Source organism: Paraburkholderia sp. SIMBA_027, assembly GCF_046535315.1.
Taxonomy (GTDB): Bacteria; Pseudomonadota; Gammaproteobacteria; order Burkholderiales; family Burkholderiaceae; genus Paraburkholderia; species Paraburkholderia tropica.
Map to the genome: position 1 here is coordinate 1 of NZ_JAWRWY010001079.1, position 255 is coordinate 255.

Here is a 255-nt window from a genome sequence, read left to right on the forward strand (position 1 = left end):
CGCGTCGCGCTCGCCGAGCAGGTTCATCGGATCGGGCGGTTCGCCCTTCAACGCGACCGGCGACGCACTGATCCCGCAGTTGCCGACGATCACCGTCGTCACGCCCTGGGTGATCTTCGGCAACATTTGCGGCGAACGGATCACGTGCGTGTCGTCATGCGTATGAACGTCGATGAAACCCGGCGCCAGCGCGCGGCCATTGGCCTCGATCACCTCTTCGGCGAGCCAGTTCGACAGATTGCCGATCGCCGCGAT

The 255-nt window shown here is 64.7% G+C and carries 1 protein-coding gene; it reads right to left on the reverse strand.

The window, feature by feature from the left end; translation table 11 throughout:
- Window positions 1-255, reverse strand: a 255-nt coding sequence (locus tag SB764_RS42430) for an amidohydrolase family protein (RefSeq protein WP_410867098.1), incomplete at both ends; no start/stop codon positions are given.